We start from the raw sequence: 15,216 nt of genomic DNA on the forward strand, positions 1-15,216 counted from the left end.
AGCGCCCGCAGCGCAGCGAGGACGAACGACGTTGACACCGACCAGCGGCGGAAGACGATCTACCCGGGAGGGAGGCAGAACACCCGTCGCTCAACAGGAACGACCTTCATCCGCAGCTTGACATCCATAGGAGCATCCGGCCGGGTCTGCTCAGGGCAGGCCGCGGAGGAACTCGCGGGGCCGAGCGAGCCCTTGCGGAGGCTCTCCCGGTACAGCGGCGTGGGGCAGCCCGAGGACATCGCCGCCGTGACCGCCCAGTGAGCCGGACCGGCTGATCCGTTTCGTCGGTGCGCCTGCGGGAAACCCGTCCCGAGTCCCCCCACTCGACGAAAGGGTGCCTCATGACCGGCTTCCTCGGGCCGGACGACTCCGACCCGGACGACGACCAGCTCGCCCGATTCCTGGGCGGCGGGCCCCGCGGACCGGTGCGCCGCATCGACCTGACCCGGCTGATGAGCGCGGCCGCGCGCGAGCTGGTGGCCGCGGGCGCCCAGCTGGCGATGGACCGCGGCGACACCGACCTCGACGCGCTGCACCTGCTGTTGGCCGCGACCCGTCTGGAGCCGACCCGGCGCTGGCTCGACCGCGCGGGGGTGACGCCCGACTCGCTCGCGCAGGCGCTGGAGCAGGGCCTGCGCCGCGCCGAGCCCACCGGCCGGGCGCCGAGCCTCACCCCCGCGGCCAAGCGGGCCCTCCTCGACGGCCACCAGGTCGCCCGTTCGCTCGGGTCGAGCTACATCGGACCCGACCACGTGCTGCTCGCGATCGCGGCCAACCAGGAGTCCGCCGCCGGGCAGCTGCTCACCCACGCGCGGCCCACCCCCGAGGGTGCACCCGGACGGCCGGGCCGCCCGGAGCCGCGCGCGCACAGCGGCGGCCCCGACCAGGCGCGCGACGCCGCCACGGCGACCCCGACCCTGGACCAGTACGGCCAGGACCTCACCGCCGCCGCACGGGGCGGGCGGCTCGACCCGGTCGTCGGGCGGGCCGACGAGATCGAGCAGACCATCGAGGTCCTCTCGCGCCGCACCAAGAACAACCCGGTCCTGATCGGCGAGGCCGGGGTCGGCAAGACCGCCGTGGTCGAGGGCATCGCCCAGCGCATCGTCGACGGCGACGTGCCCGACACCCTCGCGGGCCGCCGCGTCGTCGAGCTGCAGCTCTCCGGCGTCGTGGCCGGCACCCGCTACCGCGGCGACTTCGAGGAGCGCCTGCGCGGGATCATCGACGAGATCCGGGCGCACGGCGACGGGCTGATCGTGTTCATCGACGAGCTGCACACGATGGTCGGCGCGGGCACCGGCGGCGGGGAGGGCGGCGGGTCCATGGACGCCGGCAACATGCTCAAGCCGGCGCTGGCGCGCGGTGAGCTGCACGTCATCGGGGCCACCACTCTCGACGAGTACCGCCGCCACATCGAGACCGACGCCGCGCTCGCCCGCCGCTTCCAGCCGGTGCTGGTCCCCGAGCCGAGCTGCGAGGACGCCGTCGCGATCCTGCACGGGCTGGCCGACCGCTACGAGGCCCACCACCAGGTGCGCTACGCCGACGACGCGCTGCGCGCCGCCGTCGAGCTGTCGGACCGCTACGTCACCGAGCGGTTCCTGCCCGACAAGGCGATCGACCTGATGGACCAGGCCGGGGCCCGCGTGCGGCTGCGCACCCGGACCCCGTCGACCGACCGGCGCGGCCTGGAACAGCGCCTCGAACAGCTGACCCGGGACAAGGACCAGGCCGTCGCCGACGAGCAGTACGAGCGGGCGGGCGACCTGCGCGACCAGATCGCCGAGGTCCGCACCCGGCTGCGCGGCCCGGCGACCGGCGTCGCGACCGAGGGGGTGCCCGAGGTGGGCGTCACCGACATCGCCGACGTCGTGTCCCGTTCCACCGGCATCCCGGTCTCGCAGCTCACCGAGGCCGAGCGGGACCGGCTGCTGCGCCTGGAGGACGAGCTGCACGACCGCGTCGTCGGACAGGACGACGCCGTGCGCGCCGTCGCCGAGTCCATCCGCCGCTCCCGCGCCGGCCTCGGCGACGAGGACCGCCCGGTCGGCAGCTTCCTGTTCCTCGGGCCGACCGGCGTCGGCAAGACCGAGCTGGCCCGCGCGCTCGCCGTCACCCTGTTCGGCGACGAGGACCGCATGGTGCGCCTGGACATGAGCGAGTACGGCGAGGCGCACACCGTGGCGCGGATGGTCGGGGCCCCGCCCGGGTACGTGGGCCACAGCGAGTCCGGGCAGCTCACCGAGGCGGTCCGCCGCCGCCCGTACTCCGTGCTGCTGCTCGACGAGGTGGAGAAGGCCCATCCCGACGTGTTCAACGTCCTGCTGCAGGTCCTCGACGACGGCCGGCTCACCGACGGGCAGGGCCGCACCGTGGACTTCCGCAACACCGTCGTCGTCATGACCAGCAACGTCGGCTCGGAGCTGATCACCAGCCGGGGCATGACCCTGGGGTTCGGCTCCCCGCCGGCGGACGACGCGGGCGGCACGGAGCTCCGCGACAAGATCATGCCGCGGCTGCGCGAGGTCTTCCGGCCCGAGTTCCTCAACCGGATCGACGAGACCATCGTGTTCCGCAGGCTGGACGACGCCCAGCTCGAGGCGATCACCGAGCTGCTGCTGGAGCGGACCCGCCGCCGCCTGGCCGGGCAGGACGTCACCGTCGAGTTCACCGCCGACGCGGTGCACCGCCTCGCGACACTGGGCCACCAGCCCGAGTTCGGGGCCCGGCCGCTGCGCCGCACCATCCAGCGCGAGATCGACAACCGGCTCTCCGACCTGCTGCTCGCCGGCAAGGTCACCGCCGGTTCCCACGTGCGCGTGGACACGGCCGGCGGGGAGTTCGAGCTGATCGTCGAGGACACCGGCCCGACGTGACGGTCGGCGCCGGCGCGGATCGCACCGGTGGGCGGCACGTAGCATCGACGGTGGTGGGCGACACGACGGACGACGCGAGCTGGATACGGGTCCTCGCGCGCGTGATCGACGCCGCGCACATCGTCGTGGCCGACCGGCTCGCCGCCACCGTGGACGACGCGGTCTCCGGGGTCGGGCTCACCGCCGACGTGCTGGTGGCCGACGCCTCGCAGCTCGTGCTCACCTCGATGTCCAGCGCCGGCGAGACGCGCATGGACCTCGTCACGACCCTGGCGGGGCGGGCGTTCCAGCTCGGCGAGATCCTCCCCGGGACCGGTGAGGACGGCGAGCGGTTGCTCTGGGTGCCCATTCTCGACGGCACCGACCGCATCGGCGTGCTGCGCATCGGGCTGGGCGCGGACGACCGGGACGACGACCCGGCCCTGCGGCAGCGGGTCTGGTCCCTCGCCGGCCTGGTGGGCCACGTCGTGGCGACCAAGAGCGTCTACAGCGACCGGCTGCGGCGCTGGCGGGTCGACGGTGCCGTGTCCGCGCCGTCGGAGCTGCTGTGGCAGCTGCTGCCGCCGCTCACCTTCGCCACCGACCGGGTGGTCGTGTCCGCCATCCTCGAACCGCACGACCAGGTGGCGGGCGACGCCTTCGACTACAACGTCGACGGCGACGTGATCGACCTCGCCGCGCTCGACGCCGCCGGGCACGACCTGCGGGCCAGCGTGACCACGGCGCTGGCGATCACGGCGTTGCGCAACGCCCGCCGCTCCGGCGAGCAGGACCTCGTGGCGATCGCCGCGCACGCCGACGCCCTGATCGCCACCCAGGCCGGGTCCCGGCAGTTCGCGACGGCCGTGCTGGCCCGGCTCGACACCGCCACCGGCGAGCTCGCCATGCTCAACGCGGGCCACCCCCCACCGCTGCTGGTGCGCGGCGGGAAGGTGATCAAGGAGCTCGGCCCGCCACCCCGCCCACCGCTGGGTGTCACCCTGCTGCCCGGGCGTTCCGCGACGGCCGCCGTCTCGCACGATCAGCTCGAACCCGGGGACCGGCTCCTGCTCTACACCGACGGGATCACCGAGGCCCGCGACGCGAGCGGCACCTTCTTCGGCGAGGAACGGCTGGTGGAGTTCACCGAGCACGCGGCGGCGTCCGGGCTGTCCGCCCCGGAGACGTTGCGCAGGCTCACCGCCGCGGTGCTCGCCCACCAGGGCGGCCGCCTGCAGGACGACGCCACCCTGCTGCTGGTGGAGTGGTCACCCGAGGCCTACCTGCGGATGCTGCCGAGCGGCCTGCAGCTCGACCTGGGGCGCGACCGGTAGCGACCGTTCCCGGCGCCGGGCCGCCTACCGTCCGGTGGGCTGCGCCCGCACCGGGCGGCCGCGCCTGCGCAGGCGCAGCGGGACCCCCACCCACAGCGCCGACGTGACCGCGAACAGCCCGCCGGTCATGATCATCGCGGGCCAGCGCCCCAGCGCGACGTCGAGCACCAGCAACAGCCCCGCCGACAGGGTCAGGGCCAGGAAGGCCATCCCCGCCACCGCCATCCGGTGCCCGGCCCGCACCAGCTCCCGCTTGTGGCCCCGCTGGAACAGCAACCGGTGGGTGGCCACCGGGGCGATCAGCAGGGTCGAGGACAGCGCGGCGAACGTCAGGGTGGCGGTGAACACCCACCGCTGGGTGGTGTCGAGCCCGTCGAACCGCGCGCTGAGCGCGAGCGTGAGCAGGAAGCCGAACAGGATCTGCACGCTGGTGGCGAGCACCCGCAACTCCTGCAGCAGCTCCGCGAAGTTGCGGTCGGCGCGCTGCATGGGCTCCTCGTCGCGGCACCGCGTGTTCCACTCGTCGCCGCCCACGACGGGGGTGGGCGTCCCGGTCGGCATCACCGTTCTCCGTCCCGTCCGGCCCGGCGCCGGACGACCTGTTCGGATACCCGTCCTGGCCGGTCCCACACGACCGGGTGACGCATCGCACCGCCGGCGCGCGCTCGGCGCCCGCCGGTCAGCCGAAGGCCCCCGCGTCCCCGAGCAGGTCGATCAGCTCGGGCACGGACTCGAAGGACGCACGCACCTCGGACGGGTCGACCACCTGGTGCGCCCGCGTCGCGAGATAGTCGCGCACCGCCGCGTCGAACCGCTCCGCGCCGGCCCGGTCCCTGGCCTCCAGCAGGACCGCGGCGCCCTGGTCGTAGGTGCCGCGCACGTAGCGGCCGAAGCCACCCGCCTCGGCCCAGTACTCCATGGGCTGCCCCAGCTCGCCGCGGACCCGGCGGCCGACGTCGTCGAGCCGGTAGGCGTCCTCACGCCCGGTCACGAGGACCTGGCCGTAGGTCGCGAACGACTCGTCGATCCACGGGTCCCGGGCCTGGTTGTTGCCGACGAGCGAGTAGAACCACATGTGCGCCAGCTCGTGCGCGACCAGCGCCGACACCGTCGAGCGGCGGACGTCCCCGAACTGCAGGGCCGAGGGGAACTCGACCCCGTCGGCCAGCGGCGGCAGGACCGAGGCCCACAGGTCCGGGTACGGGTAGGGCCCGAACAGCTCCTCCAGCTCGCGCAGCGCGTAGGCGAGCTCGTCGGTCCACTCCTCCCCGTCCACCCGGCTGCCCGACTCCGGGGTGCCGACGCGCAGCGCCACGTCGCCGACCCGGCGTTCCTGCACCACGAAACGGCCCACCGAGACCGAGACGTCGCGCAGCGCCTCGGCGGTGAACCGGTGGGTGGTCGTGCCGGGCGACGAGCCGGCCTCGGTCCCGGCGGGACTGCCGCTGCCCAGCACGGCGTACTCGCGGGGCGCGGTGACCTCCAACGCGTCGAGCCGGAAGTCCTCGCTGGTGACGGTCTCGCCGTACATGTCGACGGCCGGGTCCCGGGCCCAGCCCTCCCCGCGCACCCAGGCCAGCAGCGGGAAGGCGGTGGCGAACCAGGCCAGCTCCTCGTCGGGCGCGTGACCGACCCGCTCGCCGGAGTCCTCCCCCAGCTCGACGGAGAAGCCCAGCTCGGCCCGGACCTGCGTGCCCGCATCGACGCAGGCGGGCAACGGCACCTCGGCCAGCGTGCCGGGCACCCCGTCGGGGGCGCCCGCGGGGACGACGTCCGCGACGACCGGTCGGCCGTCGACGGTGACCTCGCCCAGTTCCATCGAGGTGCCGTCCTGCGCGGCCGTCGGCTTGTTGTCCCACATCCGGAACACCAGCTCGCAGACCGGCGCGTCCGGGGTGAACAGCACGGTCTCGCGGCCGGTGACCGAGGCGAGGTCGGCGGCCACGTCGAACTGCAACCCGACGACCGGGCGCTGCTCCCACGGCTGGGCCCGGCCGACCTCGCCGTCGCTCGGCCCCCCCTCGGCCCCGCCCCCACCGGAGATGCCCCCGGCCCTGCCGCCACCGGAGGTGCATCCGGCCACGAGGGTCGCGACGGTCAGTGCGGCCAGGGCGGCCGACACGCGCCGGCGAGGTGGAGAGCAGTGCACGGTTCCGATCATCGGCGGGACCCCGTGAGCAGGCGGTGTGATCCGCGGTGGACCGGTGCCCGGGGCTGCGCCGCCCGCTGGGCCCGGCGCGCCGCCCAACCGGCCAGGAAGTCGAGCGGGCCGCGGCCCACCGCCTGGCGCCAGGCGAGCGCGAACAGCAGCGCGACGACGACCTGGAAGACGTAACCGCCGACGGCACTGAACACGTCGAGGGGGGAGTTCAGGAACACGACGTGCGCGGCGTAGAGGGTCAGGGTCATCGCGCCCGCCGCCGCGAGCGGCCCGAGCAGCACGGTGACGGCCCGGTGCGCGGGTCCGCGGACGTGACCGAGCAGCAGCAGGCCCCCGAGCAGCGCGACCGCGACGCCCGCGGTGTGCAGCAGGTCCGGGGGCGTGCTGGTGTGCGGGGCGTGGACGGCGAGCCACCACCAGCTGGTGGTGGGGGTGACGCCCTCCCCGCCGAACGCCAGCATCTCGGCGACCGGGACATCGAGGGCACCGGTTCCGGCGGCCTCGATCCGGGCGCGGCCACCCAGCGGGCCGAGCAGCAGCGCCGAGCCCGCCCACGCGGCGACGGCCACGGCGGCCCCCGCGCCGAGCAGGCCGGCCGCCACCCGGGCGGAGGACAGGGTCAGCCGCCCCACGGCGATCCCCACGCAGAGGTAGGCCAGCCAGGCCAGGGCCGGGTAGTAGCCGGTGAGCGTGAGCTCGACCAGCAGCCCGAGCGGGTCGGTGACCAGGTACCCGAACGAGGGGTTGGTGAGCCGGGGCGGCGCCAGCCCGTCGCGGACGAGATGGCCCAGCACCGGCATCCCGAACGCCGCGAGCACGCCGAGCCCGATCAGGGTCCGGGTCCCGAGGAACACCAGGGGGACGGCGAGCACGAACAGCACCGCGTAGTAGGGCAGGATCACCGCCGCGATCTCGGCATCGGTGTAGCCGAGGGCCAGGCCGACCAGGCCGATGACGGCGGCCCGGGCGGTCAGCCCGGCGGCCGTGGGGACCGCGCGGTCGGCGCCGACCCGCGCCCGCCCGGTCGTGAAGGCGATGCCGACCCCGGCGAGCACCGCGAACACCGCGGCCGACCGCCCGGTCGACACGGAGTACGCCACGGTCGGGTCGCCGTCCGCGCCGAAGGCGTAGAGGGCGTGCACGGCCATCATGCCCAGCAGCGCGACGCCGCGCGCCGCGTCGACCCCGACGAGACGCGGGCGCGACGCCGCGGCGGCCGGGGCGGCGGGCCCGGCGGCGGGAGGGGACGGTGCGGTGGTCATGGTCGGCTCCCGGTGGGTCGTCGGTCAGCGACGTCCAGCGTCGCGTCGATCAGGTCGTGGCCGAGGTCCGTCGTGGGGCGGGCGGGCGCGCGCAGGCCGGCGTCGCGGTACCAGTCCGGGCCCGCCTCGGGATGCGGCCCGACGACGCCGACGGCGCCCGCCCCGAACGGGGCCGTGAGGGCGGCGACCGCCCCGTCGGGGTAGCGGGCCAGCACCTGCACGTCCGCGGCGCCGGGCGGGACCAGGAACCGGGCGCCGTCCTGGAAGAACATCCGCCGGGGGTGCCCGCGCCAGCGCACCTCCACGGTGGTGTCGCGCCCACCGTCGACGGGCCCCCTCCCGCCGCCGGTCCACCGGTCGGTGTCGCCGGGGATCAGGCGGAACCCCGGGGTCGCCCCGGCCAGGTAGCCACCCAGGCAGAACCCGAGGTAGACCCCACCCGCCGCGACGTGGTCGCGGACGGCCCGGCGGTGGCGACGCAGGCGGCGGTAGGCCGGGCGCAGCTCGCCCCCGCCCGGCTGGGCGTAGACCGCGGCCCGGGCCAGCACCTCGGGACGCAGCCGCAGCTCCTCCTTCGGCCCGACGTAGCGGACGTCGAACCCGTGCGGGGAGCTGCGCAGCAGCTCCGCGACCGCCTCCGGGCAGCCCTCCGGGCGGGCCGCCGGGCCGCGGTAGACCAGCGCCAGGCCGCCCATCAGGTGATCGCCGGGTACAGCGTCAGCGCCGTGCACCGCACACCGCCGCCGCCCTTGGCCAGCTCCCGCGTGGACAGCGGCACCACCGCCAGGCCGCGGTCGCGCAACTGCTCGGCCAGGCCGGGGGCCCGGTCGGTCATCGTCACGGTGCTCCCGTCGCTGATCAGGTTCAGCGCGAACCGCCCGGCCTCGGCCGGGGTCACCTCGATCAGGTCGAGACCGAGCCCGCGGATGCGGTCCCGGCTGGGCCCGTCGAAGGCCGCGGGGAACCAGGCCAGCGTCTGCTCGTCGATCACCGCGACGGCGAGGTCGAGGTCGTACCAGCGGGGTCCGACGGTGCGCAGGCTGACGACCCGGTAGCCCAACCGCTCGGCCAGGAACCCGTGCATCCGGCGGTCGGTGCGCTGACCGTGACCGGCCAGCAGCAGGTTCCCGCACGGCAGCGCGTCGCCCTGCCCGCTGAAGTCGTGCGGGGCCTCGTGCACCTCGAACCCGTGGTGCCGCAGCCAGCGCCGGTGGTGGGGCGTCTCGTCGCGGCGGGCGGGCGGCAGCCGGCCCAGCACGGCCGTGTCGCCGCTGACCAGCGCGGCGTTCGCGGTGAAGACCATGTCGGGGCACTCGGCCGCCGAGCTCAGCCGCTCCACCCGGCGGCCCGCGTCCCGGTGCGCGTCGACGATCGCCGCGTGCTCGCCGATCACCGCGTCGCGGTCGGGCTGGTCGTGCACGGACATGTACGGGTTGATCTCATGGTCGACGCGGAAGTTGTCGGCGTCGGAGACGAGCAGCCGGGTGTTCACAGCAGCTCCCTTCTGCGAGTCGGTCGGGAACGGGGGCCGGTCGGGCCGGTCGGGGCGCCGGTCAGGCCGCGACGGGCCACGCGGAACCGGGGCTCCCGGGCGCGTCGGTCCCGGCGTGCGCGGTGGCCTCGCGACGCTCACCGGGCGCCGCCGCCACCGCCTCGGCCGGGATGCCGCGCCACCGGGTGGCCTCCGGGAGGCGCTCGCCCTTCATCACCAGCGACAGGGGCTCGAGCGCGGCGTCGGACCCGACGGACGCGTCGTAGAGCACGATGGCGCGGTCACCCACGCCGGCCCCGGCCCCGATCTCGACCGTCGACATCTTCATGACGCGGTCCTCGAACAGGTGGGTCTGCAGGGAGACGTCACGGCCCACCGCCGCGTCGTCCCCGACGGAGACGAGGTCGAACTCGGTGAGGTAGGTGGTCGCCAGGAACGTCCGCCGCCCGATCCGGGCCCCGAACAGGCGCAGCACCGGCGGCAGGAACGGGGTGCCCACGAGCAGGTAGAGCAGGCCGGGCACCGCCGCGGCCTCGTACAGCCCGGTCACGAACTCCGCGCGGCGGACGAACGGGCTCCACAGCGGCTCCACCCGCGGCCGGAACCGGCCGATGACGACCCACTTCACGAGCGCGACGACCGCGGCCAGGAGCAGCCCGCTCAGCAGGGCGAACACCGGGGCGAGCAGCACCAGCGTGGCCAGGTCGGCCCCGGCGGCCGCGGTCGTGGCCAGCGCGAGCAGGTAGGCGTACACCGTGACCGCGATCAGCGAGGCGGGCAGCGTGACGCGCAGGAACTCGACGGCCAGCCGGCTCGCGACGCGCCCGCGGGTCGGGCGGAAGGTGAGCCGTTCGTCGAAGTCGCCGCTGTCCTGACGGGCCGGGAGGTTCATGGCCGGCGAGCCCAGCCAGGCGCTCTCGCCGGGGATGCCTCCGGCGGGCGGGACGGTCTGCACCCCGATCAGCGAGTCGTCGCCCATGACCGTGCCCGGGGTCAGGACGGCCGCGTTGCCCACGAAGGCCCGCGACCCCACCTCGGTCCGGCGGAACGCGACCCGGCCGTTGTGGAAGGTGGATCCCCCGATGCTCGCCATGTCGGCGACGAAGCTGTTGCGCCCCAACGTGAGCAGGTCCGGATCGAGGTGCGAGGCGGTGGAGACCTCCGAACCACGGCCGACCCGCGCGCCCAGCGCGCGCAGCCACGGCACCGTGTAGAGGGTGGCGTACAGCGAGTTGGTGTAGGTCAGGCTCATCCGCAGCAGCGCGTCGGCGATCCACTTGCGCACCCCGAGCGCCGAGCGCGCCGGGTGCACGCCCTCGGGTGTGCGGCGCAGCACCAGCGCGTGCATCGCGAGGATCACCACGCAGACCGTCGTGACGAACACGGGCCCGACGAGCAGCGCCGCGACCAGCCCGGCGACCTCGCCCGAGGCCAGCAGCACCCCCCAGACGAGCAGCAGGGTCGGCCCGAGCATCAGCAGGGGAAGCGTCTCGAGCAGGGCCAGCCCGGCGGCCACGCCGAGGCGCTGGCCGCGACGCCAGCCGACCGCAGGCAGCGCCGCGGCGAGCTGCTCCACGACGGGGTCGACCCGGTCGGACGGCGCGGAGGGCGACCCGGCCCAGTGCTCCCCCGCCGGGACCCGCTGACCGCGCACGACCGCCGACTGCTCGGCGAGCACGGCGCGCTCGCCCACCACAGAGCCCGGCTCCAGCACCGTGCCCGCACCGACGAAGGCCTCGTCGCCGACCGTGATCGGCTCGACGACCACCCAGCCGTCCTCCACGACCCACGGCCGCAGCGCCACGTCGTAGCCCACGCTCGCCCCGTCCCCGATCCGCAGCAGGGCCGGCACCGACACCAGCGACGTGCCCGCGTGCACGTCGCGACCCACCGATGCGCCGAGGAAGCGCAGGTAGGGCGCGATCAGCGGGGACCCGCTCAGCACGGGCAGCGGGGTCAGCGACAGCACCAGATCCAGCGCCCACAGCTGGACGTGGACCCGGCCCCACAGCCGGTAGCGGCCCGGTTCGACACCCACCGCCAGCACGTGGACCAGCAGCGGCGCGGCGACCCACCGCAGCCCGAGGTAGATCGCGGTGGCGGTCAGCGCGATCTGCGCGAGCACGCCGAGCGACACCTGCCCTTCGGTGGAGTGGTAGATGGCGACCACCGGCAACGACAGCACCAGCAGCAGCGCGTAGAGGAACCCGAGCTGCACCGCGCCCGCCGTGCCGTAGCGAGCGCTGGAGTGCGCGAGGCGTTCGGGTCGCGGGGCGGGCTCCACGGCGCCCGCGGTGCCGCCGGCGCGGGCGCCCAGCTGCGCGGCCATCGCCCGCACCGTGGGATGGTCGTACAGATCGCGCACCGCGGGGCCGGACCCGACGCCCCGCTCGCGCATGACGGTCACCGCCGACGCGGCGAGCAGGGAGTGCCCGCCCAGGTCGGCGAAGAAGTCCGCGGTCACCGACAGGTCCTCGGGTTCGAGCCCGAACGCGCTCGCCCACGCGTCGCGCACCTCGGTCTCCAGCGGCCCCTCCGGGGCGACGACCTCGCCGGTGACCGTGACGATCCGCCGACCGGCCGGTGCCGGCAGCTGCTTGCGGTCGACCTTCCCGCTCGGCATCGTCGGCAGCCCGGAGAGGATCTCCAGGTAGCCCGGCACCATGTAGTCGGGCACCTGCGAGCGCAGCCCCGCGTGCAACCGCGCGACCAGCTCGCCGTCGTCGGCGGCCCCCCCGGTGCCCCGGCGGGTGACGAACGCCACGAGTTCCTCGGACCCGGCCACGGTCTGCATCGTCGCGACCGCGCTCTCGACGTCGGCGTCGTCGAGCAGCAGGCTCTCGATCTCCCCGAGGTCCACGCGGTGCCCGCGGATCTTGACCTCGTCGTCGGCCCGGCCCAGGTAGAGGATCTCCCCGTGCTCGTCGATCCGGCCCAGGTCCCCGGTGCGGTAGATCCGCTCGCCGCGGTGGCGGACGAACTTGTCCGCCGTCTTCTCCGGCATCCCGACGTAGCCGTTCGCGACCCCGGGCCCGCCGATACAGATCTCGCCGTCCGCGCCGCGGGCGACCTCGCGCCGGTCGTCGTCGAGGATCACGATCGAGTACGTGGGCATCGGCCGGCCGATGGTGACGGGACGGCCGGGGAACAGCTCGCCCCAGGTCGCGGTCACCGTCGCCTCGGTGGGGCCGTAGGTGTTGAGCATGCGGCGCCCCGGGCGGCTCCAGCGCTCCACGATGCCCGCCGGGCACGCCTCGCCGCCGACGAACAGGCCCCGTACCGCCGGGAGGTCGCGCGGGATCGTCGCGAGCAGGGTGGGGACGCAGTAGAACAGCGTGACGCCGGTGTCGTCGAGGAAGTCGGCCAGCTCCGCACCGAGCCTGCGGGAGTCGTCGGGCCCGACCACAAGGGTGGCGCCGACCGCGAGGGTCGGCCAGATCTCCTCGATCGAGAAGTCGAAGGAGATCGTCATGCCCTGGTAGACGCGGTCGGTCTCGCGCACGTCGTAGACGTCGGGCACCACGTCGATGAAGTTGCAGATGCTGGAGTGGGCGACCTCCACGCCCTTGGGGCGCCCGCTGGATCCGGAGGTGTAGATCACGTAGCAGGCCGGGTCGTCGCCGGTGTGCAGCGCCGGTCGCGTGCGCGGCTCGGCGTCGATCTCGCCCTGTGCGCGATCGAGTGCGAGCACCGGGCACCGGAGGTCGGCGGTGTTCGGCACCAGCTCCTCGCCGGTCAGGAGCAGCTCGAGACCGGCGTCCTCGGCGATGTAGCCGATCCGGTCCGGCGGTGCGGCCGGGTCGATCGGCACGAAGGCGGCGCCCGCCTTGAGCACGCCGAGCAGCGCGACGTAGGTGCGCCACGAGCGGCGCAACAGGATGCCCACCCGGGCATCGGGCCGCAGCCGGGCACGGCGCAGGTGGTGCGCGAGCTGGTCGGCGCGTTCGTCCAGCTCTCGGTAGGTCATCCGGCGGTCGCCGTCCTGCACCGCGACCGCATCGGGCACGCGCTTCGCGGTCGCCTCCAGGAACTGCTGCAGCCGCGCCGGCCGCGCGGGCCGGCGCTCGCGCTCCGGCGAGGGCAGGCGCGGCACCTGCGGGCGGCGGGCGGACCGGGGCTCGGTCAGTGTCACTTTCGAGATCCGTCCTGGTCGGGGGGCGTAGGCACCGTCGTTCACGCGCCGCGCCGTCGTTGCCCCTCGACGGCGCCTGCGCGCGGGCCCGTGGGCTCGCACCCGGTGCCATTCGATCGGGTGCCCCGTTCCACAGGCTCGTAACATCTCGTGACTGTGTTCGTCCGCACGTGTCGGCCGCGTTCACTCGTCGGTGGGTGATCCGTCGCACCCGGGACCCGAGGGGCGAGGCCCGGGCCCAGGGCCGAGGTACCCGCTCCCGCGCGGTCCCGACCGTCCGGCGGCGTCGAGGACGCCGCGACGCCGGCCGCGGGTTGCGGCCCCGGCACATCGCCCGCACCGGACGTAGCCTCGGCAGCCGGGCGGCCGTGGGCCGCTCGTGACATCCGTGACGACCCGCCGGAGGCCCCGTGACCGACCCGACCCGCTCGGACGCGCTCGTGCTGTTCGGCGCCACCGGGGACCTGGCCCGCAAGATGGTCCTACCCGCGCTCTACCACCTGGCCGAGGCCGGACGGCTGGACATCCCGGTCGTCGGTGTGGCGCTGTCGGACATGGACACGGAGGCGTTCCGCGAGCACACCCGCGACGCCGTCGCGGCGGCGGTCGACGACGTCGACGGCGACGCGCTCGCGGCCTTCCTCGGCCGGCTCGTCCTGGTGACGGGCGACTACCGCGACACCGCCACCTTCGACGCGCTGGTCGCCGCGCTGGGCGACGCCCGGCGCGCCGCGCACTACCTCGCGATCCCACCCTCGATGTTCGGCACCGTCGTGCGGGCGCTGTCGGCGGCGGGGCTGCACGAGGGGGCGCGGGTGATCGTGGAGAAGCCCTTCGGCCACGACCGCGCCTCGGCCCGCGAACTCAACGCGGTGCTGCACGGGACCTTCCCGGAACGGTCGATCCTGCGGGTGGACCACTACCTGGGCAAGGAGTCGGTGGAGAACCTGCTGACCTTCCGCTTCGCCAACACCCTGCTCGAACCGCTCTGGAACCGCCATCACGTCGCCTCGGTGCAGATCACCATGGCGGAGTCGTTCGGCATCGCCGGGCGCGGGGCGTTCTACGACGACGTCGGCGCGGTACGCGACGTCGTGCAGAACCACCTGCTGCAGGTGGTGACCCTGCTGGCGATGGAGCCCCCGGTCGACGCGGGCGCCGACGCGCTGCGCGACGAGAAGGTCAAGGTCCTCACGGCGATGCGGGCCCTCGACCCGGCCCACCTCGTGCGCGGGCAGTTCGACGGCTACCGCGACGAGCCGGGGGTGGCGGCGGACTCCACGACCGAGACCTTCGTCGCGATGCGCCTGGACATCGACTCGTGGCGCTGGGCGGGCGTGCCGTTCTACGTGCGTGCCGGCAAGCGGCTGGAGACCACCGCGATGGAGGCCGTGGTGGAGCTGCGGTGCCCGCCCACCCTGCTGTTCGCGGGCGCCGACTGCGCGCCCGGACCGAACCTGGTGCGGCTGCGGATGGGCCGCGACGCCGGGGTCACCCTCACCGTGCAGGCCAAGCAGCCGGGCCGGGCGATCCGCACCCGGCCCGTCGACCTGCAGGTGGACTTCCAGGAGGCGCTCGGCGAGTGGCGCGGACCCTACGAGCGCCTGCTCGACGACGCCCTCGACGGGGACCCGCGCCGGTTCGCCCGCGAGGACACCGTGGAGCAGGCGTGGCGCGTCGTCGACCCCGCGCTCGACCCCCGGGCACCGGTCCGCCCGTACGCCCCCGGCAGCTGGGGCCCCGGCGAGGCGGACGCGATCCTCGACGGTGGCCGCTGGCACCGGCCGGAACCCGCGACCTCCGAGTGAGGCTGCGGCCCGCCGGCGCCGTCGCGTCGCGCGGCGACCGGTCGAGCCGGCGTTCCAGGCGCACATCGGTCCGGGGGCCCGGCTCCGGACGTCAGGCTTCCAGGAGCTGTGTCATCGCAGCGACGAACGCTCGCAGCGCGGGCCGCCGGTCAATCCTGGGCCGCGTACC

Annotated in this window: 10 protein-coding genes; 4 read left to right on the forward strand and 6 right to left on the reverse strand. The window is 75.0% G+C overall.

Features of this window, described 5'->3' with window-relative positions; genetic code table 11:
• From Q1K26_RS18040 to Q1K26_RS18050, 3 genes are all read left to right on the forward strand, one after another.
• Positions 1 to 261, forward strand: a 261-nt coding sequence (locus tag Q1K26_RS18040; protein ID WP_300014073.1) for a hypothetical protein, incomplete at its 5' end; no start/stop codon positions are given.
• Positions 262 to 341: 80 nt separating this feature from the next.
• Entirely contained in the window at positions 342 to 2,879 is a 2,538-nt protein-coding gene (locus Q1K26_RS18045) for an ATP-dependent Clp protease ATP-binding subunit (protein ID WP_300014076.1), read from the forward strand.
• A gap of 53 nt (positions 2,880 to 2,932) precedes the next feature.
• Entirely contained in the window at positions 2,933 to 4,192 is a 1,260-nt protein-coding gene (locus Q1K26_RS18050) for a PP2C family protein-serine/threonine phosphatase (RefSeq protein WP_300014078.1), read from the forward strand.
• A gap of 24 nt (positions 4,193 to 4,216) precedes the next feature.
• Here Q1K26_RS18050 and Q1K26_RS18055 read toward each other — a convergent pair whose 3' ends face one another.
• The 6 genes from Q1K26_RS18055 to Q1K26_RS18080 all read right to left on the reverse strand — a co-directional run bounded on the left by Q1K26_RS18055 (position 4,217) and on the right by Q1K26_RS18080 (position 13,239).
• Positions 4,217 to 4,753 carry a DUF6328 family protein gene (locus tag Q1K26_RS18055; RefSeq protein ID WP_300014081.1) on the reverse strand — a complete coding sequence of 179 codons (537 nt, stop codon included), beginning with the start codon at positions 4,751 to 4,753 and terminating at the stop codon, positions 4,217 to 4,219.
• A 118-nt stretch (positions 4,754 to 4,871) separates the two neighbouring features.
• Entirely contained in the window at positions 4,872 to 6,353 is a 1,482-nt protein-coding gene (locus Q1K26_RS18060; protein WP_300014084.1) for a M1 family aminopeptidase, read from the reverse strand.
• Positions 6,350 to 7,615 carry a heparan-alpha-glucosaminide N-acetyltransferase domain-containing protein gene (locus tag Q1K26_RS18065; protein ID WP_300014087.1) on the reverse strand — a complete coding sequence of 422 codons (1,266 nt, stop codon included), beginning with the start codon at positions 7,613 to 7,615 and terminating at the stop codon, positions 6,350 to 6,352. The genes Q1K26_RS18060 and Q1K26_RS18065 overlap by 4 nt, the downstream gene beginning before the upstream one ends.
• Positions 7,612 to 8,310 (reverse strand): BPL-N domain-containing protein, encoded by a 699-nt coding sequence (locus Q1K26_RS18070; RefSeq protein WP_300014090.1) that lies wholly within the window; start codon positions 8,308 to 8,310, stop codon positions 7,612 to 7,614. Before Q1K26_RS18070 ends, Q1K26_RS18065 begins: the two co-directional genes overlap by 4 nt.
• Positions 8,310 to 9,107 carry an arginine deiminase-related protein gene (locus Q1K26_RS18075; RefSeq protein ID WP_300014093.1) on the reverse strand — a complete coding sequence of 266 codons (798 nt, stop codon included), beginning with the start codon at positions 9,105 to 9,107 and terminating at the stop codon, positions 8,310 to 8,312. Before Q1K26_RS18075 ends, Q1K26_RS18070 begins: the two co-directional genes overlap by 1 nt.
• A 61-nt stretch (positions 9,108 to 9,168) precedes the next feature.
• Positions 9,169 to 13,239 carry a Pls/PosA family non-ribosomal peptide synthetase gene (locus Q1K26_RS18080; protein ID WP_300014096.1) on the reverse strand — a complete coding sequence of 1,357 codons (4,071 nt, stop codon included), beginning with the start codon at positions 13,237 to 13,239 and terminating at the stop codon, positions 9,169 to 9,171.
• Positions 13,240 to 13,649: 410 nt separating this feature from the next.
• On the opposite strand from Q1K26_RS18080, the gene zwf reads away from it, so the two are divergent.
• Positions 13,650 to 15,047, forward strand: a complete 1,398-nt coding sequence (gene zwf / locus Q1K26_RS18085) for a glucose-6-phosphate dehydrogenase (protein ID WP_300014099.1) — start codon at positions 13,650 to 13,652, stop codon at positions 15,045 to 15,047.
• Positions 15,048 to 15,216 lie beyond the last annotated feature (169 nt).

The sequence above is a fragment of the Pseudonocardia sp. genome, assembly GCF_029263155.1.
In the GTDB taxonomy this organism is placed as follows: domain Bacteria; phylum Actinomycetota; class Actinomycetes; order Mycobacteriales; family Pseudonocardiaceae; genus Pseudonocardia.

What these genes read in the sequence shown, in the direction of transcription:
- Q1K26_RS18045 (WP_300014076.1), top strand. Translation starts at nt 342, where the DNA reads ATGACCGGCTTCCTCGGGCCGGACGACTCCGACCCGGACGACGACCAG.
- Q1K26_RS18055 (WP_300014081.1), bottom strand. Translation starts at nt 4,753, where the DNA reads ATGCCGACCGGGACGCCCACCCCCGTCGTGGGCGGCGACGAGTGGAAC.
- Q1K26_RS18060 (WP_300014084.1), bottom strand. Translation starts at nt 6,353, where the DNA reads ATGATCGGAACCGTGCACTGCTCTCCACCTCGCCGGCGCGTGTCGGCC.
- Q1K26_RS18065 (WP_300014087.1), bottom strand. Translation starts at nt 7,615, where the DNA reads ATGACCACCGCACCGTCCCCTCCCGCCGCCGGGCCCGCCGCCCCGGCC.
- Q1K26_RS18070 (WP_300014090.1), bottom strand. Translation starts at nt 8,310, where the DNA reads ATGGGCGGCCTGGCGCTGGTCTACCGCGGCCCGGCGGCCCGCCCGGAG.